General features: G+C 65.5%; 15 protein-coding genes. 8 read left to right on the top strand and 7 right to left on the bottom strand.

The window, feature by feature from the left end; translation table 11 throughout:
* Positions 1-36 precede the first annotated feature (36 nt).
* The 6 genes from ACLKOZ_RS13160 (at position 37) to ACLKOZ_RS13135 (ending at position 6,516) form a co-directional block, all read left to right on the top strand.
* Positions 37-519 carry an Lrp/AsnC family transcriptional regulator gene (locus tag ACLKOZ_RS13160; protein ID WP_337345894.1) on the top strand — a complete coding sequence of 161 codons (483 nt, stop codon included), beginning with the start codon at positions 37-39 and terminating at the stop codon, positions 517-519.
* Between the two features lie 129 nt (positions 520-648).
* The gene (locus ACLKOZ_RS13155) at positions 649-1,359 is read left to right on the top strand and encodes an NUDIX hydrolase (RefSeq protein ID WP_436475597.1); all 711 of its coding nucleotides are present in this window, start codon (positions 649-651) and stop codon (positions 1,357-1,359) included.
* Positions 1,356-2,669: a quinolinate synthase NadA gene (nadA, locus tag ACLKOZ_RS13150; protein ID WP_337345896.1), complete on the top strand. Its 1,314-nt coding sequence runs from the start codon at positions 1,356-1,358 to the stop codon at positions 2,667-2,669. The genes ACLKOZ_RS13155 and nadA overlap by 4 nt, the downstream gene beginning before the upstream one ends.
* Positions 2,669-4,471 carry an L-aspartate oxidase gene (nadB, locus tag ACLKOZ_RS13145; protein WP_436475594.1) on the top strand — a complete coding sequence of 601 codons (1,803 nt, stop codon included), beginning with the start codon at positions 2,669-2,671 and terminating at the stop codon, positions 4,469-4,471. The genes nadA and nadB overlap by 1 nt, the downstream gene beginning before the upstream one ends.
* On the top strand, positions 4,464-5,351 hold the full coding sequence (nadC, locus tag ACLKOZ_RS13140; protein WP_436475592.1) for a carboxylating nicotinate-nucleotide diphosphorylase: 888 nt from the start codon (positions 4,464-4,466) through the stop codon (positions 5,349-5,351). Before nadB ends, nadC begins: the two co-directional genes overlap by 8 nt.
* Before the next feature lie 7 nt (positions 5,352-5,358).
* Positions 5,359-6,516 (top strand): cysteine desulfurase family protein, encoded by a 1,158-nt coding sequence (locus tag ACLKOZ_RS13135; RefSeq protein WP_436475590.1) that lies wholly within the window; start codon positions 5,359-5,361, stop codon positions 6,514-6,516.
* Positions 6,517-6,617: 101 nt separating this feature from the next.
* Here the strand turns inward: ACLKOZ_RS13135 and ACLKOZ_RS13130 are convergent, their stop codons facing one another.
* The 3 genes from ACLKOZ_RS13130 to ACLKOZ_RS13120 are packed head-to-tail and all read right to left on the bottom strand — an operon-like array spanning position 6,618 to position 8,698.
* Positions 6,618-7,121 carry a GtrA family protein gene (locus ACLKOZ_RS13130; protein WP_436475588.1) on the bottom strand — a complete coding sequence of 168 codons (504 nt, stop codon included), beginning with the start codon at positions 7,119-7,121 and terminating at the stop codon, positions 6,618-6,620.
* A gap of 17 nt (positions 7,122-7,138) precedes the next feature.
* Positions 7,139-7,978 carry a fumarylacetoacetate hydrolase family protein gene (locus ACLKOZ_RS13125; RefSeq protein ID WP_436475586.1) on the bottom strand — a complete coding sequence of 280 codons (840 nt, stop codon included), beginning with the start codon at positions 7,976-7,978 and terminating at the stop codon, positions 7,139-7,141.
* A 57-nt stretch (positions 7,979-8,035) separates the two neighbouring features.
* Entirely contained in the window at positions 8,036-8,698 is a 663-nt protein-coding gene (locus tag ACLKOZ_RS13120) for a DUF1684 domain-containing protein (protein ID WP_337345902.1), read from the bottom strand.
* A 68-nt stretch (positions 8,699-8,766) separates the two neighbouring features.
* On the opposite strand from ACLKOZ_RS13120, the gene ACLKOZ_RS13115 reads away from it, so the two are divergent.
* Entirely contained in the window at positions 8,767-9,564 is a 798-nt protein-coding gene (locus ACLKOZ_RS13115) for a hypothetical protein (RefSeq protein WP_436475584.1), read from the top strand.
* A 70-nt stretch (positions 9,565-9,634) separates the two neighbouring features.
* Positions 9,635-10,441 (top strand): transglutaminase-like domain-containing protein, encoded by an 807-nt coding sequence (locus ACLKOZ_RS13110; RefSeq protein WP_436475583.1) that lies wholly within the window; start codon positions 9,635-9,637, stop codon positions 10,439-10,441.
* A gap of 52 nt (positions 10,442-10,493) precedes the next feature.
* Here the strand turns inward: ACLKOZ_RS13110 and ACLKOZ_RS13105 are convergent, their stop codons facing one another.
* The 4 genes from ACLKOZ_RS13105 to ACLKOZ_RS13090 form a co-directional block, all read right to left on the bottom strand.
* Entirely contained in the window at positions 10,494-10,955 is a 462-nt protein-coding gene (locus tag ACLKOZ_RS13105) for a MarR family winged helix-turn-helix transcriptional regulator (protein WP_337345905.1), read from the bottom strand.
* Positions 10,955-12,064: an LLM class flavin-dependent oxidoreductase gene (locus tag ACLKOZ_RS13100; protein ID WP_337345906.1), complete on the bottom strand. Its 1,110-nt coding sequence runs from the start codon at positions 12,062-12,064 to the stop codon at positions 10,955-10,957. Before ACLKOZ_RS13100 ends, ACLKOZ_RS13105 begins: the two co-directional genes overlap by 1 nt.
* 127 nt (positions 12,065-12,191) lie before the next feature.
* On the bottom strand, positions 12,192-15,407 hold the full coding sequence (locus ACLKOZ_RS13095; RefSeq protein ID WP_436475580.1) for an efflux RND transporter permease subunit: 3,216 nt from the start codon (positions 15,405-15,407) through the stop codon (positions 12,192-12,194).
* Positions 15,408-15,477: 70 nt separating this feature from the next.
* Positions 15,478-16,980: a malate:quinone oxidoreductase gene (locus ACLKOZ_RS13090; RefSeq protein WP_436475578.1), complete on the bottom strand. Its 1,503-nt coding sequence runs from the start codon at positions 16,978-16,980 to the stop codon at positions 15,478-15,480.
* Positions 16,981-17,059: the final 79 nt, after the last annotated feature.

The following is a 17,059-nucleotide window of genomic DNA, read 5'->3' as shown; positions in this document are numbered from 1 at the left end:
GTTGCCTTTTTCCGCTGGCCCCAGAAGGAAAATTGTATGAACGTGGATGCCTTGGACGCCAAAATTGTCCGATTCTTCACTGACTCGCCGCGGGCCTCGGTGCTCGAGGCCTCCAGGGTGCTGGGCGTGGCCCGCGCGACGATCCAATCGAGGCTGGACAGGATGACGGAGGCAGGGGTGATCAGTTCCTGGGTGCCGCAGCCCGATCCCGCCAGCTTTGGCTTCCCGGTGGTGGCCTTCTGCTCCCTGACCATCAATCAGGACCTCGGCCATGATGCGGTAGCGGAAGCGCTCGCTGCGATCCCCGAGCTCATTGAAATCCACACGGTTTCGGGGAGCTCGGACCTGATGGCAAGGATCGCCGCGCGCTCCAACCCGGACCTCCAGCGAGTGCTCGATGCCATGATTGCCACGAAGACGATCCTCCGTGCCTCCTCGGTCATAGTCCTCAACACGCACTTCCAAGGGCGGACGCTCAACCTGCTGGAAGCGGCGGCTTCGACCGCCCCGGCCCGATAAGACGACCAGGCGGGCTGCGGACCCCGCGTGGGTCCATGTCGCGAAACATTTTGATAAGCGCCCCGCTGGCCTTAGAATCAGTTCTAGTCATTATGACTTTAACTGCCGTGGAGAGAGTGGGTGGAAGGCATGTACACCAGCGCAGCCAATGTGGCTGAACGCCGCACCGCGCCGCCGTCGCTCGCCATTTCCACGGTCATTTTCGCCCTCCGCCCCAGTGAGAAGTCCGGGCGCCCCACCTTGTGGATCCCGCTGGTCCGCCGCATCCGTGAACCTTTCAAAGGGCTGTGGGCACTGCCCGGGGGGCCGCTGACCCATTCGGAATCCTTGCAGGACGCGGCGTCGCGCAACCTGCAGGAAACCACCGGCCTGGCACCGAGCTACTTGGAGCAGCTCTACGCGTTTGGCGGTTTGCACCGCTCCCCAACCCAACGTGTTGTCTCCATCGTCTACTGGGCCCTGGTACAGCCAACCGAGGCCGCCCTCGCCGATGAATCCGAAAACGTCATGTGGTTCCGCGCCGACCGGCTGGGCGAACTGGCCTTCGACCACAACGCCATCGTCGACTACGCACTCTGGCGGTTGCGGAACAAGCTGGCGTACGGCTCAATTGCCTACCACTTCCTGGGCGAGTACTTCACGCTGGCCCAAGTCAGGGAAGTCTACGAAGCGGTCCTGGACCGTCAACTGGACCCGGCCAACTTCCGCCGCCAGATCATCTCCACGCCGGAGATTGAAGAAACCGGCGAATACCTCCAGGGCGGAAAACACCGCCCGCCCCGCCTCTACCGCTTCACCGGCCGCCCCGGCCTTGACCCAGATAACAGGAGCACCCCATGAGCAGCGTCAACACAGCAATCCAGCTGATCACGCGCGAACAGGCCGAAAGCGCCGCACGCACCGCGTCCGCAGGCAAATCAACGTGCAGCCCGGCACTCGCCAAGGGGCCCTGGGACTACGATCTCGCCGAGGCCCTGGCCGGTGTGCCCGCCTACGGCCCGGGAGCATCCAGCGCCGACGTTGCCCCCGCCGCTACGCCCCGCCAGGGTCAGCTGCCCGAAGAATACAAGCTGGCCACCGACGCCGAACTCGACCAGCGGATCCGCGCGGCGAAAGCCACGCTGGGGGACCGTGCCGTGATCCTGGGGCACTTCTACCAGCGCGACGAGGTCATCCAGTACGCCGACTTCGTAGGTGACTCCTTCCAGCTGGCCAACGCCGCGCTGACCAGGCCCGACGCCGAGGCGATCATCTTCTGCGGTGTGCACTTCATGGCGGAAACCGCGGACACGTTGTCCCGGCCTGAGCAGGCCGTCATCCTGCCGAACCTGGCAGCCGGCTGCTCCATGGCTGACATGGCGGACACGGACTCCGTCGAAGAATGCTGGGAACAGCTTGAAGAAATCTTCGGCACCGAGCCCGACGCCGACGGCCGCGTACCGGTCATCCCCGTCACCTACATGAATTCCTCCGCAGCCCTGAAGGCTTTCTGCGGCGAGCACGGCGGCATCGTCTGCACGTCCTCCAACGCCCGCACCGTCCTGGAATGGGCTTTCGAACGCGGCCAGCGCGTCCTGTTCTTCCCGGACCAGCACCTGGGCCGCAACACTGCCAAGGCCATGGGCGTACCGCTTGAGCAGATGCCCATGTGGAACCCCCGCAAGGAACTCGGCGGCAACGACGAACAGGCCCTGCTGGATTCCCGTGTCATCCTCTGGCACGGATTCTGCTCGGTCCACAAGCGCTTCAACGTGGCCCAGATCGAGAAGGCCAGGATCGACTTCCCCGGTGTCAACGTCATTGTCCACCCCGAGTGCCCCATGGAAGTCGTGGACGCAGCCGACTCCGCCGGTTCCACCGACTTCATCAAAAAGGCCATCGCTGCGGCTACCGAACCCACCACGTTCGCCATCGGCACCGAAATCAACATGGTCAACAGGCTCGCCGCCGAATACCCCCAGCACACCATCTTCTGCCTGGATCCGGTGATCTGCCCCTGCTCCACGATGTACCGGATCCACCCTGGCTACCTCGCCTGGGTTCTGGAGGAGCTTGTGGCGGGCCGGGTGGTCAACCGCATCACCGTCGCGGACGCCGTGCAGGCGAACGCCAGGACAGCGCTCGAGCGTATGCTCGCCGCCAGGCCGTAATGACCGCCATCCCAGCCGTCGGACAGACCCCGGCCGCTGCCGACCGCAGCTCTGCCCCGCAGAAGCTGATCGTCGTCGGAAGCGGCATCGCCGGCCTGTACGCTGCCCTCCTGGCAGCGGACGCGGGCGTCGATGTAGTAGTGCTGACCAAGGGTGCGCTCGCAGACAGCAATACGTTCTACGCGCAGGGCGGGATCTCAGCGGTGCTGGACGAACCTGCACCAGGCGACACCGTTGCTGCCCACATCGCAGACACCCTGACCGCGGGTGCCGGGCACTGCAATGACGAGGCTGTGCGCGTGCTCTGCACTGAGGCGCGCAGGGACATCGCAGGCCTGGTGCGGTTCGGTGTGCGTTTCGACCAGAACCACGACGGCGGGCCCTCCCTTGGCCTCGAAGCCGCCCATTCCGCTCCACGGATCCTCCATGCCGGCGGCGATGCCACCGGCGCAGGGGTGGTCCGTGCCCTCATCAACGCCGTGCTGTCGCAGCAGGGGGCCGGAAAGATCAGGATTGTCGGGCAGGCTCTGGCAACCGAACTGATGATGGACGGCCACACCGTGTGCGGTGTCAGGTATCTCCACGGTGGCCGGAGCCTGAGCGTGCAGGGAGACGCTGTTCTGCTGGCGACGGGCGGCGCCGGCCAACTGTTTGCCCAAACCACCAACCCGGCTGTTGCAACCGCCGACGGACTGGCCCTCGCATGGCGCGCAGGCGCTGCCGTGGCCGACCTTGAATTTTTCCAGTTCCACCCCACCTGCCTGGTTCCGGCCCGGACCCAAAGCCCTGCGGACTCGGACCCGCTGTTGATCTCGGAGGCCGTCCGCGGGGAAGGCGCCATCCTGCTGGACGCCCTGGGCAGGCGCTTTATGCCCGAATACCATCCGGACGCCGAACTGGCGCCCAGGGACGTCGTGTCCCGCAGCATCGCCCTCCACTTGGCCAAGCTTGGGGATCCCAACGGCCACGTTTACCTTGACGCAACCGTCATCGAGGCTGCCAAGGGTGCAGGGTTCCTCGCACGACGGTTCCCAACCCTGAGCCAGCGCACCCGCGAAGCCGGCTTCGACTGGACCCGCGAGCTTGTACCCGTGGCCCCGGCGGCGCACTACTGGATGGGCGGCGTCGCCACCGACCTCCACGCCAGAACCTCAGTTCCCGGGCTTTATGCCGCCGGTGAAGTTGCGTGCACGGGCGTCCAGGGTGCGAACCGGCTCGCCAGCAACTCACTCCTGGAGGGTCTTGTCTTTGGCCGGCGCGCTGTTGAGGCGTTTCTTGGGGGCAGCGCTGCCGTGCCTCCTTGGGAGTCGCCTGACGGCACTCCTCCGCGTGCTGTCCCGGCCGCTGGCGGCCTCCCCTTGACGCACGCTTCCGGAGCACCCTCAGGCGACCTTGAACAGTCCAGTTTGGGTGCTGGTCGGGAAATACTTCCGGCCGACGCGTCCGAGTGGGGGACTGTGGTGCCCGAGCCAGAGCCGTTTTCGCGGGACGCCCTGTGGCGGTTGATGACTGCCAAGGCCGGGGTGCTTCGGAACGGGGTGCTCCTTGAGGAGGCAGGGGGCTTACTTGAGGCTTGGGCCGGCGTCGTACGTCCTGAGGTGGTTCCCTGTGGCGGGGACCCGCGGGCGCATGAGGACGCCAACCTGTTGCTTGCCGCCCGGCTGCTCGTGGCTGCGGCACGGCAGCGCACCGAATCCCTGGGCGCCCACTACCGCAGCGACAGCCCTGCCGAAGCCGCCGACCTGCACGAAGAACTTGAAGAGACCTACACCCGCCCGAAAGCGAGCCTCGTCCATGACTGAATCCACCGTGTTTGACCTGGCCCTCCCCACAGCGCCGGTGCGGGAGATCCTGGAGCGGGCGTTCGCCGAGGACGCCCCTGCCGGTGACATCACCTCGCAACTGCTGATCCCCGCCGAAGCCAAGGCAACTGCCGTCCTGAACGCGCGCGTCCCCGGCGTCTTCAGCGGCGCCACCGTGTTCCGGGACGCCATGCGGCTCATCGACCCGGACACCGACGTCGAGCTCCTGCTCGCCGACGGTGACGCGTTCGACGCCGGAACGCACCTTGCCCGGGTCAGCGGCCGGGCACGCTCGGTGCTGCTCGCAGAACGAGTCGCACTCAACCTCGTGCAGCGCATGTCCGCCATTGCCACCAAAACGGCAGAATTCGTGAAACTCACGGAGGGCACCACTGCCCGGATCACCGATACAAGGAAAACCACCCCCGGGCTGCGTGTCCTGGAACGCTTTGCCGTCCGGTGCGGCGGAGGGGCGAACCACCGCTACAGCCTGTCGGACGCCGTCCTGGCCAAAGACAACCACCTGGCGGTCATGACCGGCGGTGATCCTGCCAAGCTGACCGGCCTCCTGGCGGCAGCCAAAGCCCAGCTCGGCCACACCACGCATTTCGAAGTGGAAGTGGACAGCATGGACCAGATCGAGCCGGTCCTGGCAGCCGGGGTGGACACAATCATGCTGGACAACTTCACTGTGGAAGAACTGCGTGCCGGCGTGGCACTGGTGGGCGGCCGTGCACGCGTCGAGGCAAGTGGCAACGTCAACCTGCAGACGGTGGCCGGAATTGCCGCCACGGGCGTGGATGTCATATCCATCGGCGGGCTGACCCACAGTGTGGCGGCGCTGGACCTGGGCCTGGATGTTGAGCTAAGCGTCGGATGAGTGCATCGTGATTTTCCTCGACGCCGCCGCCACCACCCCGGTCCGCCGCGAGGTGCTCGATGCGATGTGGCCTTACCTGACCGGCGAATTCGGGAACCCCTCCAGCCATCATTCACTGGGCGAAGCTGCCGCCGCGGCGCTCGCGGACGCCCGTGCCGCCGTCGCCAGTGTCCTGGGCTGCCGGGCCGGGGAGGTGACTTTTACCTCGGGCGGTACCGAGGCGGACAACCTTGCCGTGAAGGGGATAGCACTGGCACGGCAGGCCTCGGATCCCCGGCTCAACCGTGTGGCGGTCAGCGCCATCGAACATCCAGCCGTGGAGGAGTCGGCACGCTACCTTGAGCGGTTCCACGGGTTCGCCGTCGACGTGGTTCCCGTTGATGCGACGGGGTTGGTCACGCCCGAGGCGCTCGCCGCCGTGCTCGGCCCTGAGACCGCATTGGTCAGCGTGATGTACGCCAATAATGAAGTGGGTACCGTCCAGCCGATTGCAGATTTGGCAGCCCTGGCACGGGCACGCGGCATCCCTTTCCACACTGACGCTGTCCAGGCCGCAGGCTGGCTGCCCCTGGACGTCAAAGGGCTGGGGGTGGACGCACTGAGCATTTCAGGCCATAAGCTCGGGGCGCCGAAGGGCTGCGGCGTGCTTTACGTCCGAGGCCGGACCCGGATTGAGCCGCTGGTCCACGGCGGCGGACAGGAACGCGGACGCCGCTCGGGCACCGAGAACGTGGCCGGAGCCGTGGGGCTGGCCACTGCCCTCAATCTGGCCCAACGGGACCAGGCCGGCCTTGAGGAGCGCGTGGCAGGGCTGCGTGACGGCTTCGTCGGCGCTGTGCTCGACGGCGTGCCGGGGGCCGTCCTGACAGGCCATCCCACCAAACGCCTGCCCTCCGTGGCGTCATTCTGTTTCCCCGGCACCAGCGGGGAGTCCGTCCTTCTCGAACTGGAACGGCAGGGCGTGGTGTGTTCCAGCGGTTCGGCGTGCGCTGCCGGCTCGGACGCGCCGTCGACGGTCCTGACCGCGCTGGGCATCCCTGCCGAGGTGGCGCAGACGGCGGTGCGGTTCAGTTTTGCCTCATCCGTCAGTGCCGCGGACCTGGAGGCCGCTGCCCAAGCCGTGCTGGCCGCCGTCGCGAGCGTCCGGACCCTGGGCCGGGCCTAGGCTCCGCCCCCAACTAAGTAGCAGCAGATGTCGTTTTGACCGCTGAAAACGACATTTGCTGCTACTTAGTCGCCAGGGCGCGACGCGGTTCAGGGAAAGCGTCAGATGTGCCGGGCGCGGCGGAAAATCCAGTGCCGGAGCATGGTGAACCTGACAGCCGTCGCCAGGAAACCGGACAGCGTGGTGGTCCAGAGTTCGTCGGCAACGCTTGCCTCCGGTTTCAGCCAATGCAGGACGCCCAGGCTGCTGCCCGTGATGAACAGGGCTACGGCAATAACGATGAGACCGTTCAGGTGGTCCCGAGCCATCCGGCGTTGCCCGGTGATTTTGAACGTCAGCCTGCGGTTCATGGCCGTGTTCAGCAAAGAGGTGGCAACCAGTGCTGCGGCATTGGCCAGCTGTGGGCCCAGCCAGGGGCGTAACAGGGCATAGAGCCCCAGCGAAGCGGCCGTGCAGACGACGCCCACTCCAGTGAAGCGGATGAGTTGGCGGACCATCGGGAACCGTAGAATCCCCCGGTAATGCCTGGTGCTGGGAGCCCGCCGGACTTCATGGACGCCTGGCTGCTGCGTCTGCGGGGCGGCGGGCGCAGGAGGGGATTCCATGGGTCAAGCCTGACACATCAGGCCGCGGAACCCTCCCAAGGCGCTGCCGTCACCGGGTTGGTGAGTTCGCCAATGCCCTCCACCCGGCAGGTGACCGTATCGCCGGGAGCGATGGGCGCGCACACTGCCGGGAAGCCGGTAAGGACCAGGTCTCCCGGGTGCAGGGTCATGAAGGATGTGAGGTAGACGAGTATCTCGTCAACCTTCCAGCCCAGGTCCGCGCTGCTGGCGGCTCCCAATTCCTTGCCGTTGTGGACGATGCTGATGGCAGCATCGGCGTCGTCCAGCGCGGTGACGATCCACGGTCCCACAGGCGTGAAGGTGTCCTGGCTTTTGGCGCTGATCCAGAGCTCGTCCGACTTTTGCAGGTCCCGGGAGGTGACGTCGTTGCCGATGGTGAATCCCAGCACTGCGGCGCGCGCATTGTCCGGAGTCAGTCCCCGCACCTTGCGGCCGATGACGATGGCCAGCTCCGCTTCGGGGTCTACGTGACCGGCATCCGTTGCCAGCTCGATGGCGTCGCCGGGGCCGATCACGCTGGTGGCGGCCTTGTGGAATGCCTGCGGGGGCAGGTCCCGGCCCGCCTTGCCCGTGTTGTGGGCCATGCCCAGCACATTGGCCGGGACGCTGGGCGCAAGGAACTCGAAGCCCTCCTGGTGCACCCGGTCTCCGGGCTCCCATCCGGGGCGCGGAGTGCTCGACGCATTCGCCGGTGAACCCGGGAAGGGAGTGTCCACCACCGTCCAGGTGGCGCCGGCATCGCTGGCGAAGTCGGCAGCACTGTTGGCTACAAAGAACTGCTCGCCTGGTGTGGCGGGGGAGGCCGGACGGACTCGGGCAAGTCGCAGCTGGGTCATGGGCATTCCTTGAGAGATGTGCGACGGCGGCAGGCGCCTGCTTGCTGGACAGTCAGGTCAGTACAGTTCGCCGGCCGGGATCTCGACGGCGAGGCGGTTCGAGGGTCCGGCCAATGGGCACGCCCAAGCCTCGTTGTAGGCGCAGGAAGGGTTGTACGCGAAATTGAAGTCAAGGACGAATTCCGCACCGGGTCCGCTGCCGTGAACACCGTGGAAAGCGCCCTTGATGGTGTCGATCAGGTAGCGTCCTGCACCGTAACTGCCTCCGGGCTGACCTGCCGTTGCGTCACGGAACGGTACAAAGATGCCGCCGCCGTACCCCACAAGCTTCCACACGGCGAGCTGCCCCATCTCCGGAAGATCGAACGTTCCCAGCCGGACAAAATTGATGACGCCATCCGTGGCGGTTTCCACTGACATTTCCCGGCCGGCGCCCTCCAGCGTCAGCGGCACATGGAAGCGGTAGATGGGATCGTAGTCTGCCGTCCTGAGCCCTGAGAAGCGTGCCTTGTCCTGGGCTGTCAAAGCAGATGCGGGATGCGTGGCGAACATCCGGTCGCGTTCGTGCCGCCAATACGAATGGGCCTCCGCAGGGCTCTCTACCGAAATCTTCCGGACCATTTCATACAAAGCGAACGTCCGCAGGCGCCAATCTGCAATGTCGATGGCGGAGATGTCCGCCGGGCTGTCATCCGCCACGCCATACTGCTCTTCCGCCATAGCCACCAGCCTAGTCCCTCGGAGCGCGCTTCCGTCGCGGCGGCGGCACCCGGCGCTACGCTGGCTGCATGACGCGCAAGAGGACAGTGTTTGGGTTTCGGATCATGGCTCTGCTGGTGGGCGGCGGCCTGGCCGCCGGGTGCAACGCGCCAGGCCAGGCTCAGCCGTCCTGGACCGCAGAGCCGGAGGCGTCCCCGTCAACTTCTTCCCCCACCGGGACGGTCACTCCGTCGGGTGATCCGACGGCGACCCAGGAGTCCGGCTCCCCGTCGCCTGGGGCGGCGGCAACGTCAGCTGCATGGAAGACCTTCTCGGATGCCGGCAAGAAAGTGAGCTTTGAGTTGCCGGAGGAATGGATCGCACAGTCTGTGACCCCTGAGGAAGGGACGCTGGCCGGTGCACTGAAGGTGGAGGTAAAGAAGCCGGACGGTACCGTTGTTGCGGCGCTGCGGACGGGACTGCCGCCGTCGGCCCCTGAATGCGCGGAAGCTGCGCGCCGGCCCTACACCGTGATCAGCAGCGTGCCCGTGGACCTTCCGGCGCTGACAGGCGAAGGGACCATCGCCCCGCACGTGGTGTTCAGGGTGATCCAGGGCTACCGGTATTTCGGGTCCTTCGGGATCACGAACATTGTGGGCGGCGCCGACGGCCAGGCGTGCGAACTGCGCAACGTGGTCCGCGGTCCGGCTGGCAAGGGCGATTACTCCTTCGGGGACCTGCCGGTGCTCAAGGCGTTCGCGCCTGATGAAAAGGTTGCACCGGCCAAGGCCTTTGACACCCTCGACCAGGCGGCCAAGTACGTGGACGAGGGGACCGAATTCGCCAACGTCCAACGGATGCTAATGTCTCTGGAGATCAAGAACTAGTCCTGCCGCCGGCCCACCCTGCCGGGCCGAGTGGAGACTGGCCAGCCGCTTCCTCACACCCCGGAGATCCATGGACCGCTCTGTTTCCGCACGCCTGGTTTTCAGGACCGTAGCCGACACCAAGGTTGCGCTGGCCATAACAGTGGCCAGGAACCCCGGCTACACCTCCTTTGAGGAATCCCTGTCAGTTACGGCGGACGGGGCGCAGGTGGCGCTGACGGAACTGCCAGACCACCACGGCGGCAGGATCCACTACATGGAATTCCCGGACCCGGCCGAGGTGACTGTTGATTATTCGGCCTCGGTGGGCGGCCAGGCCACCCCGGAGGACGCGCCGCTGGAGGACCTTATCCGCTACGTGCGCCCCAGCCGTTATGCCGAGTCGGACCGGCTCCTGCCTACCGCCTATGCCGAATTCGGCGGACTCCACGGCGGGGAACTCCTGCAGGCCGTGCGGAACTGGGTTTACGGCGAACTAAGGTACATCAGCGGATCCTCGCGAGGGACCGACGGTGCGGTGGAAACCCTCCTGCACCGCCGCGGAGTCTGCCGGGACTTCGCCCACCTGGCCATCGCCCTGCTGCGGTCCAAGGACATCCCCGCGCGGCTGACGGCTGTCTATGCACCGGGACTGAGCCCGATGGATTTCCACGCTGTGGCCGAGGGCCACATCAACGGTGCGTGGCACGTCATCGACCCCACGGGGCTGGCCCCGCGGGAATCGATGCTCAGGATTACGGCCGGCCGCGATTCCGCCGATACCGCATTCCTCTCCACGGTCGGCGGCAGCCTCACCCTGAACCAGATGAGCGTTACCGCCGTCGTGAACGGCAGCCTGCCGGTTGAGGATCCAGCCAAGCTCGTGGTGCTGCGCTAGCGGACCGGGACCCGGCGCCGCGTCAAGTGGCGCCGGGTCCTCGGAAGCACTGTTAGTGGCGTGCGCCTACAGAATGGCGCAGCTTCTCGGTGAGCCGCTTCAGTTCCTTCTGCTCCGCCGCGGTCAGGGCCGGCCCCAGGAGCCCGGAGATATCCCGGACGTGTTCCCGGCCAATGTCCTTCTGCAGCTCTGCGCCGGCTTCGGTCAGCTTCAGCAGCACCCCCCGGCCGTCGTCCGGGGCCGGCATCCGTGCCACCAGTCCGCGCTTTTCCAGCCGCTCCACCAGCCTGCTGAGGCTGGACTGGCTGAGCAGGACATTGTCGTTGAGCTCGTTAAGCCTCAGCCAGCCGGACGGACAGCGGGAAAGCGTGAACAGGACGTCGTACTCGTTCAGCGCCACCTTCCTGAAGGCGGGCCCGGCCTGGAGCTTGCGCATGACCGCCACCTGGGCGCGGAACAGGGACTCCCAGGTCTCGGCGGCCAGCCGGACCGGTGATTCGCCGTCGGTTGCCATCACGCCTCCGAAGGGCTTGTCTCGGTGCTCTGCGCAGCCAGCAGCGTGGCGACCCGGCCGGCATGCGTGGGCGGGTCCGGGACGTGCGCGGGCTTGAGGGCTGCGTACTCCTTGCGCAGGACCGGCAGGACCTCCTCACCGAACAGGTCAAGCTGTTCGAGCACGGTCTTCAGCGGCAGGCCCGCATGGTCGATCAGGAACAGCTGGCGCTGGTAATCGCCGAAGTACTCACGGAACGTCAGGGTCTTCTCGATGACCTCCTGCGGGCTGCCCACTGTGAGCGGAGTCTGCGAGGTGAAGTCCTCCAGCGACGGGCCGTGACCGTAGACCGGCGCGTTGTCGAAGTACGGCCGGAACTCCTTGACGGCGTCCTGGGAGTTCTTCCGCATGAAGAACTGGCCGCCCAGCCCCACGATCGCCTGGTCCGCCTTGCCGTGGCCGTAGTGCTCGTAGCGTTCGCGGTAGAGGCCAATCAGCTGCTGGTAGTGCTCCTTCGGCCAGAAGATGTTGTTCGCGAAGAACCCGTCACCGTAGTACGCGGCGACCTCGGCGATCTGGGGTGTGCGGATGGAGCCGTGCCAGACGAAGGGGGCGACGCCGTCGAGCGGGCGGGGTGTGGACGTGAAGTTCTGCAGCGGGGTCCGGAACTTTCCGGACCAGTTCACCGTGTCCTCGTCCCAGAGCCGGCGCAGCAGGCTGTAGTTCTCGATGGCCAGTTCAACGCCGTCCTGGATGTTCTTGCCAAACCAGGGGTACACCGGGGCTGTGTTGCCACGGCCCAGTACCAGGTCCACGCGCCCGTCGGCCAGGTGCTGGAGCATCGCGAAGTCTTCGGCAATCTTGACCGGATCATTCGTGGTAATCAGTGTCGTGGCCGTGGACAGCGTGATCCGCTCGGTCTGTGCTGCGATGTAGGCGAGTGTGGTGGTGGGGGAGGAGGAGAAGAACGGCCGGTTGTGGTGCTCGCCGATGGCGTACACGTCCATGCCGATTTCCTCGACCTTTTTGGCGATCGCCACGGACGCCTTAATGCGCTCGTTCTCCGTGGGGGTCTGTCCCGTGGTGGGGTCAGTAGTGATGTCGCTGACGCTGAATACGCCGATCTGCATGATGTGCCTTCCGTTCTGGATGTCCGTGGTGGCTTATCACCACTATACCCGATTTAGATGCATATGCATCTATCGACGGGTACAACACTTCCCGGACGGGATTATTCCCTGGTTGTCTGCGGCGGCTTTAGGCAGGGTCTCCCGGTGCGGCGCGGCGGCCACTGACCTTGGGAACCATTCCGGTGGTCCAGTCGCGGAACTCGTCGTCGACATCTGTCGCCGGGCCCAGCTCCGGACGCTCATGCAGAGCCCGGAGCAGTGCCTTCTTCTCGCGCCGCCCCTCCACGAGCCGGTACAGAACGGGGACCAGGACCAGCGTGAGTGCGGTGGAGGAAACCAGCCCGCCGATCACCACGACGGCGAGCGGCTGGGAGATGAAGCCACCGCCACCTGTCAGGCCCAGCGCCATGGGAGTCAGAGCGAACACTGTGGCCAGTGCGGTCATCAGGATGGGACGCAGGCGCTGGCGGGCGCCGTGGGTGATGGCGTCCGCCACTGACATCCCCGGCCGGCCGTCACCGGGTTTCCGGTACTGGTTGATCAGGTCGATCAGCACGATGGCGTTGGTAACCACAATTCCCACCAGCATCAGCATGCCGATCAGGGAGGGAAGACCCAGCGGCACTCCGGTCACCAGAAGAAGCGCGACGGCCCCGGTGGCCGCGAACGGGACGGACACAAGCAGGATGAGCGGCTGGACGAGGGACTTGAAGGTGGCCACCATGATCACATACACAATGGCGATGGCGGCCAGCAGGGCCAGCCCGAGCTGCCGGAAGGACTCTGCCTGCTGGGTGGTTGCCCCGCCCAAAGTGGCCGTGACCCCGGCCGGAAGCTGAACATCATCCAGGCGGGACTGGACTTCGGCGCTCACGGCGCCAAGGTTGGATCCCGACGGCGTCAGGGAGACTTTCGCCGTCCGTTGCCCATTGCTGGCGGTGATGGAGATCGGGACGTCGACCTGTTCCACGGAGGCTATGCTGCCCAGGGTGGCCCGTCCGCCCGGAAGCGGGATGTTGCGGACGGCCTCGACACTGGTGAAGCGGGTCCCCTCGCCGATCTGCACGGGGAAGTCGTCAGTGTCAATCCGCACCGTTCCTGCCGGGACCGGGCTGATAGTGGAGGCAAGCACGCCGGCAACCTGTTGCTCGTTCAGTCCGGCTGCCACGGCCTTCGCGCGGTCAACCTTGACCTGGACAACGTTCTGGCTCGCTGCCAGGTTGGTGGCCACCTCGCTGGTGCCCGGTACTCCGCTCATCGCTTCCACCATCGCGTCGCTGGCGGTGCGGAGGTCGGCCGACGTGGCAGCGCGGAGGGTGATGTCCACGGTGGACGATGTGCCGAAGCCACCCTGCTGCGTGCCCACGGAGATCTTGCCGGCGTCAGGGACGTCGGCGAGCCGCGTGCGGACTTTCTCCTGCAGCTCCGCCTGGTCCGCCTTCTCATCCGTGACCACGGTGAAGGTCGAATTGGAGGCGCCGGAGGATACTAACGCGGCGAAACCCGCCTGGGCATTGCCGGAAGTGACCTGAACAGTCTTAATGCCTTCAATGCCGCGCAGCACTCCTTCCACCCGGACAGCGGCGGCACTGGTCTCGGAGAGGCTGGTGCCGCCCGGCAGGACCTGGCGCACAGTCAGGCTGTTTTGTCCGGACTGGCCCAGCAGGTCAGTGGCCAGCAGCGGTGTCATGGCGCCCGTTGCTACAAGCACCAACCCAGCGGCGATCAGTGTGACAACCGGATGCTTCTGGGTCTTGGTCAGGATGGGCAGGTAGCCACGCTGCAGCCTGCTTCTCTGCTCGGCTTCCAGCGCCTTGGCCCGGACAGCCGCGGCGGCTTCGCGTGCGGCGGGGGACCCGGGGACAGCGGCCGACGGCGACTTCAGGAACCAATAGGCGAGCACAGGGACAATGGTCAGCGACACCAGCAGGGAGGCCAGCAGCGCCATTGTGACGGTGAGCGCGAACGGGCGGAAAAGCTCGCCGGCGAGTTCGCCAACGAACGCGATGGGAAGGAAGACGGCCACCGTGGTCAGCGTTGAGGCAGTAATCGCCCCGGCAACTTCGCGGATGGCGGTCAGGATGGCGGTCACCTTGTCCTCACCGTAGGCGAGGTGCCGTTTGATGTTCTCGATCACCACAATGGAGTCGTCCACCACGCGGCCGATGGCGATGGTCAGGGCACCCAAGGTCAGGATGTTCAGGGAGTAGCCCGTCGCGGACAGCCCGATAAAGGTGATGAGCAGCGACAGCGGGATGGACACGGCTGTGACCAACGTAGAGCGCGTGGACATCAGGAACACCAGGATGACGGCGACGGCGAAGCCCAGGCCCAGCAGGCCCTCAGTGGTCAGGTCCTTGATGGATTTCTCAATGAAGGGTGCCTGGTCGAACACCGGCGTGAATTTGGCGTTGGAGCCCAACTCCGCCTCAAGGTCGCCGATGATGCCGGCAACGGCGTGGGAGATGGCGACGGTGTCGCCTTCGGGCTTTTTGGTGATGGCAACCGCCAACGTTTCCTTGCCGTCCGTGCGGGAGATGGACGTCCGTTCATCGTCTTTGAGCGACACGTCCGCCACCGAGCCGATAGTGGCAGGCGCCTTCGTACCGGCAAGAGGCAGCGCTTTGATGGCGTCGAGGGAGTCCACCGGACTGCCGATCTGGAGGGAGAGGGTCTTGCCCTCTTCCTCGATGGTTCCGGCAGGAATCAGCGCCCCGTTGTTGGACAATGCATCGCGGATCGCCGGAATGGTTGCTCCGCTGGACACCATGGCGTCCGCGCGTGGCAGGATCTGGATGTGCTGGGTGGCGCCGCCCGTTACATCGGCGCTGCGGACGCCGTCGATCTTCTGCAGCCGGGGGACGCTGAGCCGCTGCAGGTCGGCATTAAGCTCGCTCAGCGAATTGTCCGAGGAGACTGCCAGGAACAAGATGGGGAAATCGCTGATACTGCCGGCGATGGCCTGCGGCTGGACGTCCTCCGGCAGCTGGCGTTTGGCGTTGGAGATCGCCCGGTCTATCTGGTTCCGCGCACGATCGAGGTTGGAGCCGTACGTGAACGTCATTGAGATCTGCGAGACACCCGTGCGCGATGTTGAGGACGTTGACTCCAGGCCTTCGACGCCGTTCAGCGCCTTCTCCAGCGGCTCGCTGACCTGCTTGTCCACTACCTCCGGCGAGGCCCCGGGCATCGCCGACAGCACCGTGATCTGCGGGAACTCGATGGAAGGGATCAGTTCCTGCTTCAGCGAAGACATGGTGATCACCCCGAACACCGACGCGAAGACGGTGATCAGGGCGATCAGCGCCCGGTTCGCCAGTGAAAGTTGTGCCAGCCGGAACATCGCATGGTCTCCTGAAGGGGTTGGCGGACTGGTACGGACATCGAACTGCTGCCCGCCGACCCCGGCAAGGTCAACGGCTCGCGGAAACGCTCTCCAGCTGAAGGGCCGCGGCAGTTGCCTTCTCAAGCTCCGCTGCGAGCTCCGGGTTGCTGTCCAGCTTGGTTCCGTAGCCGGGCATCATGTCCTTGAGCTTGCCCTGCCAGCCCTTGAAGTTCTTGGGGAAGGCCTTCTGCAGCAGTTCAATCATGATGGGCACCGCGGTGGAAGCCCCGGGTGAGGCACCCAGGAGCGCCCCGATGGAGCCGTCACGCCCGGCAATGACTTCCGTGCCGAACTGCAGCACGCCGCCCTTCTTTGGGTCCTTCTTAATAATCTGTACACGCTGGCCCGCGGTGATCAGTTCCCAGTCGCCGTCTTTGGCCTCAGGGTAGTACTCGCGGAGCGCCTCCACCTTGTCGCCGTGGCGCTTCGCCACCTCTTTCACGAGGTAGGCCGTCAGGTCCATGTTGTCCTTGGCCACGGCGAGCATGGGAATGATGTTGCTGGGCCGGATGGACAGCGGCAGGTCCAGGTAAGAGCCGTTCTTCAGGAAATTCGTGGAGAAACCGGCGTACGGGCCGAACAGCAGGGAGCGCTTCCCGTGGACGTAGCGCGTGTCAAGGTGCGGCACGGACATGGGCGGAGCACCCACGGAGGCCTGGCCGTAGACCTTCGCGCTGTGCTGGGCCGCGATTTTTTCGTCGGTGCAGCGGAAGAACTGGCCGGAGACCGGGAAGCCGCCGAAGCCCTTGCTTTCCGGAATGCCTGAAGCCTGCAGCAGGTGCAGGGCGCCGCCGCCGGCACCTACAAACACAAACTTCGCGTGGATCCTGCTGTGTTCCCCGGAAGCCGGGTATTTGAGCGAAAGGTCCCAGCCGCCGTCGGACGCCCGGGAAATCCCGGTCACGTCGTGGCCGTAGTTGATGTCGACGCCGTTGTTCCCGAGGTACGTGGTCAGCTCGCGGGTGAGTGCACCGAAGTCGACGTCGGTGCCCTCCGCTGCGCGGGTGGCAGCGATGCGCTGCTTCGGGTCGCGGCCCTTGACGATCAACGGAGCCCATTTGGCGATCTGGGCGTGGTCCTCGGAATACTCCATGCTGCGGAACAGCGGGTGCGGCTTCAGTGCCTCGTACCGGGTCCGCAGGAATTTGGTGTTGTCCTCGCCAATGACGAAGCTCATGTGCGGGACGGTGTTGATGAAGCCCTTGGGCGAACCGATCAGCGACTGCTCCACGAGGTGGGCCCAGAACTGGCGGGAGAGCTGGAACTGCTCGTTGATGAGCAGCGCCTTGGTGGGGTCCACCGAGCCGTCTTTGGCTGCGGGGGAGTAGTTGAGCTCGCAGAGTGCGGCGTGCCCGGTGCCGGCGTTGTTCCACGGACCGGAGCTTTCCAGTCCGGGCTCGTCGAGGCGCTCGAAGAGGGAGATGGTCCAGGTGGGTTCAAGCTGCTTGATGAACGCCCCAAGTGTGGCGCTCATGATGCCGCCGCCGATCAGGACGACGTCGGCATGTTTGGTCTTGGAAATAAAAGTCACAGTGAGTCTCCGATAGCAGCGGCTCTGGCTGTCACAGAATATCCCCGCGCCACCCTCTTACTGAAATTGGACGGCTCCG

Origin of the sequence: Arthrobacter sp. R4 (genome assembly GCF_051365025.1) — a bacterium.
In the GTDB taxonomy this organism is placed as follows: Bacteria; Actinomycetota; Actinomycetes; order Actinomycetales; family Micrococcaceae; genus Arthrobacter.
The sequence above is the reverse complement of the archived record's forward strand: the minus strand, read 5'-3'. Positions and strand labels throughout refer to the sequence as shown.